Genomic DNA, 682 nt, shown 5'->3' with positions numbered 1-682 from the left:
TGTCGCGATGGGCGACCAACAGCGCGTCGGGCGTGTCGACCACAAGAAGGTCGTGGACGCCGACAAGGCTGACCAACCGTGTTTCAGACAGGACAAAACTGTTGGTCGTGTCTTCGATGACCGTTTCGCCGCGCAGGCGGTTGCCTTCGTCGTCGGGCGTGATCAGATCCGCCATCGCCGCCCAGGAACCAATATCGGACCAGCCGCAGGACACCGGAATGCAGGCAATGTTGTCGGCCTTTTCCATGATGGCATAATCGATGGAAATCGCTGGCGCCGCCGCAAAATCGTCCTTGGAGATTTCGACCGTCTTCGTCTCGCCGTTGACGCCGCGCCGGGCATGTTCGAGCGAAGCCTGAACGGCGGCGAAGATTTCCGGCGCGTGGCGCTGCATCGTTGCGAGCATGGTTCCGGCGGTGAAACAGAACATGCCGGAGTTCCAGAAATAGCGGCCGCTTTCGACATAGGCCTGTGCCGTCTCGGCGTCAGGTTTTTCGACAAAACGCAGCACGTCGATGCCTTCGGCCTCGATGTAGCCGAAGCCGGTTTCCGGATGATCGGGCACGATGCCGAAGGTGACGATGCGGCCCGTTTCAGCAAGCGGGCGCGCCTTGGAAACGGCCTCGGCGAACGCGGCCTCATCCTCGATCAGATGATCGGCGGGCATGACGAGCAATGTGGC

Annotated in this window: 1 protein-coding gene; it reads right to left on the bottom strand. The window is 61.3% G+C overall.

What is annotated here, in order from left to right:
* Positions 1-682: sugar phosphate nucleotidyltransferase (locus tag RCF13_RS25330; RefSeq protein ID WP_308141652.1), on the bottom strand; the 682-nt coding region annotated here is incomplete at both ends.

It is taken from the genome of Stenotrophomonas maltophilia group sp. RNC7 (assembly GCF_030910085.1).
GTDB lineage: Bacteria > Pseudomonadota > Gammaproteobacteria > Xanthomonadales > Xanthomonadaceae > Stenotrophomonas > Stenotrophomonas sepilia.
Note: the sequence above shows the minus strand (reverse complement) of the source record. Positions and strands in the feature narration are given on the sequence as shown.